The 10,355-nt window shown below is 37.7% G+C and carries 7 protein-coding genes; all 7 read left to right on the forward strand.

All coding sequences use genetic code 11. The features are described 5' to 3' along the window. The coding region (locus ACY65O_RS15185) for a SusC/RagA family TonB-linked outer membrane protein (RefSeq protein WP_462221708.1) at positions 1–2,722 on the forward strand (2,722 nt) is incomplete at its 5' end. A 19-nt stretch (positions 2,723–2,741) separates the two neighbouring features. Then, positions 2,742–4,607, forward strand: coding sequence for a RagB/SusD family nutrient uptake outer membrane protein (locus tag ACY65O_RS15190; RefSeq protein ID WP_462221709.1), 1,866 nt, complete (start codon positions 2,742–2,744; stop codon positions 4,605–4,607). Positions 4,608–4,822: 215 nt separating this feature from the next. Continuing rightward, the gene (locus ACY65O_RS15195) at positions 4,823–6,685 is read left to right on the forward strand and encodes a pectinesterase family protein (protein WP_462221710.1); all 1,863 of its coding nucleotides are present in this window, start codon (positions 4,823–4,825) and stop codon (positions 6,683–6,685) included. Positions 6,686–6,782: 97 nt separating this feature from the next. Further along, positions 6,783–7,571, forward strand: a complete 789-nt coding sequence (locus ACY65O_RS15200; protein WP_462221711.1) for an L-fucose dehydrogenase — start codon at positions 6,783–6,785, stop codon at positions 7,569–7,571. Between the two features lie 165 nt (positions 7,572–7,736). Next, positions 7,737–8,780, forward strand: coding sequence for a Gfo/Idh/MocA family oxidoreductase (locus ACY65O_RS15205; protein WP_462221712.1), 1,044 nt, complete (start codon positions 7,737–7,739; stop codon positions 8,778–8,780). Positions 8,781–8,910: 130 nt separating this feature from the next. Further along, entirely contained in the window at positions 8,911–9,681 is a 771-nt protein-coding gene (locus ACY65O_RS15210; protein WP_462221713.1) for an SDR family oxidoreductase, read from the forward strand. A 111-nt stretch (positions 9,682–9,792) separates the two neighbouring features. Further along, a partial coding sequence (locus ACY65O_RS15215; protein WP_462221714.1) for a 5-deoxy-glucuronate isomerase occupies positions 9,793–10,355 on the forward strand: 563 nt, incomplete at its 3' end.

Below are 10,355 nucleotides of genomic sequence, written 5' to 3' on the forward strand. Positions count from 1 at the left end.
GGGTGCAGATATCATTATAAGAGTAAGAGGTGGCGGTTCTATTACACAGGATAATTCACCCATGTACATTGTTGATGGGGTACAGGTAGAAAATGCATTGTCTGTAATTTCGCCGCAGGATATTGCCACTATTGATGTATTAAAAGATGCATCAACCACTGCTATTTACGGTGCAAGGGCTGCAAATGGTGTTGTAATTATTACAACAAAAGCCGGCCGCTCAGGAAAAACTGAAGTAGCATATAATGGTTCTTTTGGATCAAGGATGTTGCCTAAAAAAATGGAAGTATTAAGCCCGTATGATTTTGTAGTTTGGCAATACGAAAGATCGAGAACAAGTTCTACCGACAGCAGCGATTTTGCAAAAACTTACGGCACTACATGGGATACGTTGAAGAATTATAAAAATGTAACACCCATCAACTGGCAGCAGGAAGTGTTTGGCCGCAATGCAAGATATCAAAATCATAATATTTCTGTAAACGGCGGTAACCAGGCTACCACTTTTAATTTAAGCGTAACTGCCAACAGGGAAGATGGTGTTTTATTAGAATCTGGTTTCGATAGAAATTTAGTAAATTTTAAATTAGATCATAAAGTTTCTGATAAAGCAAAAGTGGGAATAACAGCCCGTTATCTCGATCAAACAATAAGAGGTGCAGGCACTACCAACAGCGGTACCAGAACTACCAACCGTTTGCGCCATGCAATTACTTATCGTCCGTTTGAGTTACCTACTGCAACTGGTGGTATAGATGATTTTGACGAAGCTTATTATTTAGCGTCTGCAGGTCAAACCAACCCTGTTATTTTAACACAGGCAGAATACAGGAGGCAATTCACCAAAGGAACTTATTTAACCGGTTATTTTAATTATAATATTTTAAAAAATCTTGTTTTCCGCAGTACATTGGGTTTTGATAACACCGTTACCGAACAGGATCTTTTTTACAGTAAAATAACAGGTACGGCACGTAATGCAGCATCATTACCCGTTGCTTCAATTGGCCAACAGAATAACAGGAGCATCAGTAATTCTAATACATTGCAGTATTCAGTAAATAATTATAGAAAACATCACGATCTTACTTTGTTGGTGGGAGAGGAGATTGTAGACGTAAGGGTTCAAAATTCTTTTTTTCAAACTAATTATTTTCCTGCTGATATATCTCCGGAAAAAGCGTTGGCAAATATGGGGCTTGGTTCTGCACCAACAGGCTCTTCGCAACCGTTACCATTCACTTTTATCAACCCGGCAAGCCGTATTGCTTCTTTTTTTGGAAGAATGAATTATGCTTATGATGACAAATATCTGCTCACACTTAATTTACGTTCCGACAGGTCATCTAAATTTGGTGCAAGCAATGGTAACCTTGTTTTCCCTTCGGGCTCAGCAGCGTGGCGTTTTTCAAAAGAAAAATTATTTGAAAATATAAAGTGGCTGGATGATGGTAAATTAAGGTTTGGTTATGGGTCTGTAGGCAATAACCGCATTGGCGATCTGCTTTATTTACAATTATATGGAGTAACAGGTCAGTATGCCATTAACCATTCTATTTTACCCGGCTTTGCACCTACCTCATTATCAAACCCCAATTTAAGATGGGAAGAAAATACCACCCGAAATTTTGGTATTGATCTTTCTATGTTTAAAAACAGGTTGCAGTTTACAATGGATATTTATAAAAACACGGCAAAAAATTTATTGCTGAATGTTGATATTGCTCCAACAACAGGTTATACTTCACAAATTCAAAACATTGGGGCTACATCCAACCGTGGTGTGGAATTTCAAATTAATGCTACACCGGTTGCTAAAAAAGATTTTACCTGGACGTCTAACTTCAATATCTCCTTTAATAAAAACAGGGTTGAAAGTTTGGGTGGTGTAAGGCAGTTAGAAAGAAACTCGGGCTGGCAGGGTAGTGATGGCGTTACTGATTATTTAGTAAAAGTTGGCGAACCTGCCGGTTTAATGTATGGTTTTGTTACGGATGGTTTTTATGGGCTTAACGATTTTGATTACAATGCCACAACAAGGGTTTATACTTTAAAAGCGGGGGTGGCTGCTAACGGCGTTTACGGTGCACCGCAACCCGGTATGCTTAAATGGAAAGATTTAGATGGAGATGGAAAAATAACTCCAGATAAAGACAGAACTGTAATTGGAAATGCCAATCCTAAGTTTACCGGGGGCTGGAACAACCAGTTTGCTTTTAAAGGTTTTGATTTAAGTGTATTTGTAAATTTTGTTTATGGCAATGATATTTACAATGCGAATAAAGTAGAATGGACGGATGGTGCATTTGCCAACCTGAATATGCTTAACACCATGAAAGACAGGTGGACAAATATAAACGCCACAGGGCAAAGAGTAACCGACCCAACAGAACTTGCTGCATTAAATGCTAATGCAAAAATATGGACACCTGTTCGTGTGCAACGCTGGTGGTTACACTCCTGGGAAGTTGAAGATGGATCTTACCTGCGGTTTAATAATTTAACTATTGGATACACCATACCAAAAGACATCACAGCTAAGGCAAAAATTTCCAGCTTCAGGTTTTATGGTACAATTAATAATTTGGGTACCATTACTAATTATACCGGTTACGATCCTGATGTTACTGCAAGAAGAACAGACCCTTTAACGCCGGGTGTTGATTTTGCTGCTTATCCAAGATCAAGAACAATAGTAGTTGGTGTAAATGTTACTTTCTAAAAAAATAAATAATTGTTGTATGAAAAATAAAATTTATCAAATTGGTGCAGCTATTACAATGCTTATTGTAGCTGCCACTTTTAATAGCTGTAAAAAATTTACAGAGGTTGAGCCTAAATCTCAATACACGATTGCAGAAACTTTTTCGGATGTATCTAACGCCACCAGCGCACTTATTGGTGTTTATGATGAGTTACAGGGCGATAATGGATACGGCATCCGTATAAATATGTATTATCCTTACGATACGGATGAAGGTATTGTTAGCGGCGGTATTGATAACGGTAGAAGAGGTGTTGGCCGCTATCAATTATTATTGACCAATGCCGAAATTTCAAACCCGTTCCGCCAGTTATACCGTGGTTTGGAAAAAGCAAATTTATGTATTGATCAAATTCCTTTAATGCCGCAATATACTTCAGGTATTGCAGCAGATCAGGCAGCTGTAAAAAGATTATACGGAGAAGCGCTTACCCTGAGGGCACAATTTTTATTTGAATTGATAAGAAACTGGGGCGATGTACCTGCACCAATGATACCGGCTTATAAACAAACCGATTTATTTCCACCGGCTGTTAACAGGGATTCTACTTACGATAAAATTTTAGCAGATCTGGCAACCGCAAAATCATTAGTGCCATGGCGGTTAGACGCTGGTACAAGAAACGAACGCATAACAAAAGGAGCAGTAATGGCATTACGTGCCAAAATTGCTTTGTTCCGCGGTGGATTTTCTTTACGCAGCAACGGGCAAATGGAACGTGGCAGTAATTATCTTGCGTATTACCAAATTGCCAAACTGGAATGTGAAGAATTAATGGCTAACAGAACACAGCATACCCTTAATCCCAATTATGAAAATGTTTGGAGAAATGTAACTTCTTTTGTGTACGATCCGCAGGGAGAATTAATTTTTGAAGTGGGTGCTGGTGGAGGTAACGGAAACAGCGACAGCCGTATGGGTAACTATGATGGCCCAACTGTAAATGCAGCATCACGTTATGGTGCTGGCGGCGGGGGTATTCAAATGCTGCCCAACTTTTTTTATGCTTTCGATTCTGTTGATACAAGGCGTGATATTACCATAACACATTACCAGGTGCCAACAGTATCTAACATAAAAGGGCAACGCCGTTTGGGAGAATTAAATACAGGTAAATACAGGAGAGACTGGAGAATTCCATTGCTGCCGGGTACTGCATTAAACCCCGGTTACAACTGGTGCATGATTCGTTTTTCGGATGTATTATTAATGTATGCCGAAGCAGTGAATGAAATTAATAATGGCCCAACACAATTAGCAAAAGACGCTTTTGAAGAAGTTAGAAAAAGAGCATACCGCGGCAATACCTCATTAATTGGAATTACACCTTCAACAAAAGATAGTTTTTTTGTAGCCATTACTAACGAACGTTTTTTAGAATTTGGTCATGAGGGTATTCGCAAATATGATCTATTACGCTGGAATTTATTAGGCGCAAAAATTGCTGATGCAAGAAATAAAATTCAGCAGATACGTGACAGGGTTGCACCATACACTTATGTACCGCAATATGTTTATATTAAAAATATTGGAGAAGAAATTGTTTATTACACCACAACCGACAGTGTTAGCAAACAACCTTTCTGGAGGCCAACGCAGGTGCCGCCTGCTGCAGCAATTGGTACAGCGCCTGCATCGGGTGCAGCAGCAACAAAATGGGTAAGAACAGACTGGGCACAAAACCTTACCGGCAATGTGCTTGATGTTGATGGTACAGGTAACAAACCATTATTTCAGGCCATGGCATTTTATTTTACACCCGGTAAAAGTGAGTTATTACCTTACGACCAGGCAACTATTGCTGCCTACCAGGGTAAACTAAAACAAAACCCGGGCTATTAGTTTTATCCTTATTTTTTAAAAAGGCTGCCTTTATTTGAGGCAGCCTTTTTAATAAATCAGAAAATATTTAGTTGTTAAATATTCTGCAAATAAAAATTGTAATTGCAACCGATTATTTTTTTAAAACAATTAGTAAATGAAATAACATTTACTAATAAGTGTATAAATTTGATAAGGCATAGTTAAAAAACATTCGGCAATAAATAAAAACCAGGATGAAAAAATTTTCTTTTCTCATAATGCTGCTGATGTTTTTTGCGGCTCAACTTTTTTCTCAAACTTCCAACCCACAACAATATAAATATGTTTTTACTGTAGCTAAAGATGGCAGCGGCGATTACACAGTTATTCAGGATGCTATTGATGCCATCAGGGTTTATCCGTTAGCGCCAATTACTTTGTATATTAAAAATGGTGTGTACAACGAAAAAATAGAATTGCCTGCAAATAATACCGATGTAGCTTTTGTTGGCGAAAATGTAGACAGTACTATCATAATTTTTAATGACTATTCAGGCAAAGGAAAACACACCACATTTACATCTTACACAGCAAAAATTTCCGGTAACCGTTTTAGGGCAGAGAATATTACGTTTGCAAATAATGCCGGGCAGGTTGGCCAGGCATTGGCATTGTATGTTGATGCAGATAAAGCTGTTTTTAAAAACTGTAAATTTTTGGGCAACCAGGATACTATTTTTGCCAGCGGAGAAAATGCCCACCAGCTTTTTGAGAGTTGTTATATTGAAGGTACAACTGATTTTATTTTTGGGCCGGCAACAGCAGTATTTCAAAATTGTACTATCAGGGCAAAAACAAATTCATTTATAACAGCAGCCAGCACTACGGCAGGTAAAAGCTATGGTTTTATTTTTATTGATTGTAAAATTATAGGTGATTCTTCTGTAACAAAATTATATTTGGGAAGGCCATGGCGGGCAAATGCTAAAACAGTTTTTATTCGTTGTGATTTACCCAAAACAATTGCACCCGAAGGCTGGGACAACTGGAATAATGCGGAAAATGAAAAAACTGTTTTTTATGCAGAGTATAAAAATACAGGCAGTGGTGCTGCAATCGCACAAAGGGCTAAATGGACAAAACAATTAAATGATAAAGAAGTAAAATTATATTCAGTAAAAAATATTTTTTCATTAAATAAAAATATATCAGACACTGCCTGGTTTACAGCAATGAAATCTAAAGCTTTCGATAATAAAGCATTTACACAAAAAGCACCACTGCAAATTTCTTTGTATAAAGATGCTGTTCCAAATTCTAAACTTGCACCTGATAAAGAGAATTCAATATTTCGTGATAATGTAACACGTATTGCCAAAGTAAGTAACCCTGCGCTTACTATTTTTAAAGCTGCAAAACCAAATGGTAAAGCTGTTATTATTTGCCCGGGCGGAGGCTACAGTATTTTAGCGTTTGATAAAGAAGGAACAAAAGTTGCTGAAGAATTAAACCGCTGGGGAGTTACGGCTTTTGTTTTAAAATACCGCCTGCCAGATGATACCACTAACATTGATAAAAGCCTTGCGCCATTGCAGGATGCACAACAGGCAATAAGATTGCTAAGGACAAATGCAAAAGAGTGGGGCATCAATAAAAATCAAATTGGTATTATGGGGTTTTCTGCCGGAGGGCATGTAGCATCAACAGCAGCTACACATTTTAATTTTAAAGCCGATGCAGCAAATACAGATACCACTTCTGTTCGCCCCGATTTTGCAATTTTAATTTACCCGGTAATAAGTTTCGATAGTGCCATTATGCACAATGGCTCCAGAAATAATTTAGTGGGCACAAAACCATCCGCAGAAAAAACAATATTTTTTAGCAACGAATTGCAGGTTGATAAAAATACGCCGCCGTGTTTTTTAGTACATGCCGGTGATGACGGTGCAGTGCCGGTGCAAAACAGTTTACGCTTTTATGAAGCCTGTATAAAAAATAAAGTACCAGCCGAAATGCATTTGTACCCCAAAGGCGGCCATGGGTTTGGTATGGTAAATAAAACAACAGATGATAACTGGCTGGAAAGACTGAATAAATGGCTGAATAGATTGTAAAGTTTAATGGCAGTACAGGACAGTGAATTATAATAAATTTGTCAAATTGCAAATTGCGATTCAATAAAGTGATATAAAGGTTTAAACCGGATAAAAGATGGACTTGAATTTAAAAGATAAAATAATTGTTGTAAGCGGTGGCGCAAAAGGTATTGGCGAAGGCATTGTAAAAGTGCTTGCAGCAGAAGGTGCTATACCGGTCATCATTGGCCGCAATGGGGAAGATAATTTAAAAACGGTTGCAGCCGTGGAAGCAGCAGGTGGCAAAGCTTTCCAGGTGGTAGCAGAATTATCCGATCCTTCAGCATGCGAACTGGCAATAAAAAAAGTAATAGAAAAATTTAATAAAATTGATGGGTTGGTTAACAACGCAGGCGTGAATGACGGTGTTGGATTAGAGAGTGGTAATTATGAAAAATTTATTGCTTCTCTCCATAAAAATTTAGTGCATTATTATTTGCTGGCACATTATGCTTTACCCGAATTAAAAAAATCAAAAGGGGCCATTGTAAATATTACATCAAAAACTGCTGATACCGGCCAGGGCAATACATCTGCTTATGCAGCAAGTAATGGTGGCCGCAATGCTTTAACAAGGGAATGGGCGGTGGAGTTGCTGAAGTATGGTATAAGGGTAAATGCAGTTGTGGTAGCAGAATGTTTTACTCCTTTATACGAAAAGTGGATTGAAACATTACCCAACCCTCAACAAAAATTAAAAGAAATAGAAGCTAAAATTCCATTGGAGAACAGGATGACGACCGCAGAAGAAATTGCTAATGCTGCAGCATTTTTATTGTCTTCTAAATCGAGCCATACAACTGGCCAATTGGTTTATGTAGATGGTGGATATGTGCATTTAGACAGGGCTTTGGCTAATGCGTAGTTTTTACTGCTTCGCAGAAAAAACAGTAGCCACGGATTACACGAATTAATATAAGCCAAAAACAAAAAATCTGCGTTAATCTGTGTACTGAGCTTGTCGAACTGTCAATGGCAAAACAAAAACTACAAAGCAGTTTCATATTTAATTGTGGGTTAAAAAACGATTATGCAAATTATTAAAACAGCTATATGTTCTTTTGGCATGAGTGGCCATCTTTTTCATGCACCATTTTTACATTTGCATAAAGGGTTTGAGTTATATGGTGTTTGGGAAAGATCAAAAAAAATAGCGGCACAAAAATATCCCGGCATAAAATCTTTTGATACTTACGAAGCATTACTAAACGATAAAGCAATTGAATTAGTAATAGTAAATACACCCAACTATACCCATTTTGATTATGCACAAAAAGCTTTACTGGCAGGTAAAAACGTAATCGTAGAAAAACCATTTTGTCTTACTGTAAAAGAGTGCGACTACTTAATTGCTTTGGCAAAAGAGAAAAAGAAAATGCTTTCTGTTTACCAAAATCGCAGGTACGACAGCGATTTTAAAATTATAAAAAAAGTAGTCGATGAAAATTTATTAGGAGAAATTGTAGAAGCTGAATTTCATTTCGACAGGTACAAAGAAGAGTTAAGCCCCAAGCAGCATAAAGAAACTCCCGGCCCTGGCACAGGCTTGCTATACGATCTGGGTGCTCATTTAATCGATCAGGCTTTGTGTTTATTTGGTATGCCGCATTCCATTTTTGCAGATATTGATATTGTAAGAAAAATTTCGCTGGTAGATGACTACATGGAGCTGATCCTGTTTTATTCAAACTTACGGGTAAGGATAAAAGCAAGTTATGTGGTAAGAGAAGCATTGCCTTCTTATATTTTGCATGGTACAAAAGGTTCTTTTATAAAACCACGTACAGATGTGCAGGAGTTGGCTTTGCAAAATGGTTTAACACCTGATGCAAAAGACTGGGGTAAAGAGCCTGAAAATGAAAAAGGGTTATTGCACACTGAAAAAGATGGTAATGTGATCCGGGAATATCTGCCATCCGAAAACGGAAATTACATGGAGTATTACAATGGTATTTATCAATCTTTAACAGCAGGAGCAGGTTTGCCGGTTAGTGCCGAAGAGGGAAAAAATGTAATTGCAATAATTGAAAAAGCATACCAGAGTAATAAAGAAATGAAAGTGGTTCAGGTGTAATTTTCTTGCAAATGAATAGAGATTTTTTTAAGTAAACGTTATCGGGAACGATTGCGTAAATAAAGCCCTTTTAATAGTTTTTTCCCTTGAAATATAATGGTAAAATTGAACTCCGTAAACGATTGTATAAATGAATATTTTAGAACAGTTTAAGCTTAATGGAAAAACAGCGTTGGTTACCGGATGCAACAAAGGCATTGGCAAAGCAATGGCCATTGGTTTAGCCGAAGCAGGTGCTGATATTATTGGCGTATCTGCAAATCTTGCGCTGAGCGGCAGCGAAGTAGAAAAAGAAGTAAATACATTAGGTAAAAATTTTAAAGCCTACCAATGCAATTTTGAAGATAGAACTTCTCTTAAAAATTTTACGGAAAAAGTTGTTGCAGAAAATAAGCAGATAGATATTTTGGTAAATAATGCAGGCACCATAATGCGTAACCCAGCTGCAGAACACAATGACGAATTTTGGGATAAAGTAATTGCAATAAATCTGGATGCACAATTTATTATCACACGTGAAGTTGGGAAAAAAATGATTACACAGGGAAGTGGCAAAATTATTTTCACTGCATCATTATTAAGTTTTCAGGGTGGTGTAAATGTGCCGGGCTATGCAGCAAGCAAAGGCGCTATTGCCAGTTTAATAAAAGCATTTGCAAATGAGTGGGCAGGTAAAGGTATTAATGTAAATGGTATTGCACCGGGTTATATTGCTACCGGTAATACCGAAGCATTACGCAACGATCCTCTGTGTAGCAAATCCATTTTAGACAGGATACCGGCCAACCGTTGGGGTGAGCCCGAAGATTTTAAAGGGGTTGCCGTTTTTCTTGCCAGCAAAGCAAGCGATTATATGAATGGAACAATTGTAACGGTTGATGGTGGATGGATGGGAAGATAGTGCCCCCCCTATCCTTCCGCCGGATGGTGGAGAGGGAAATAAAGAAGAGAAATTGGAAGGATAGTAGGTGGCTAATAATTATATAATGTTTTAAAATGAACAAATAAAAATATGTCACTACAAAAGATTAGTAAAGATAAAAAGCCTGGCCTCCCTCTCTCCGGGAGAGGGAACGGGGGTGAGGCCTTGCAAATACGATTTCACAACAGCCCTGCCGAAGTAAGCCGCATGAATGCCGAAGAACTACGCAGTAATTTTTTAGTACAAAACATCATGAAGCATGATGAAATAAATTTTGTGTACACACACTACGACAGAGTTATGATTGGTGGTGCAGTACCGGTAAATAAAACTATTACACTAGTTACTTACGACGCACTTAAAGCAAATTATTTTTTAGAAAGAAGAGAGCTTGGGGTAATAAATGTTGGAGGTGATGGAGAAATAAAAGTGGATGGCAAAGCGTACGATGTAAATAAACTCGATTGTTTATACATTGGCAAAGGCAAACAAAAAGTTTCTTTTAAAAGTAAAAAGAAAGATAATCCGGCAAAATTTTATTTGCTCTCTTCACCTGCACATCATGCGTATGCAGTACAGCTGATGAAAAAAGAAAAAGCATCGCCAACAGAAATGGGGGCAGTGATAACTGCTAATCAAAGAACGATTTACAA

Source organism: Ferruginibacter sp. (assembly GCF_031430955.1).
Classification (GTDB): domain Bacteria; phylum Bacteroidota; class Bacteroidia; order Chitinophagales; family Chitinophagaceae; genus Ferruginibacter.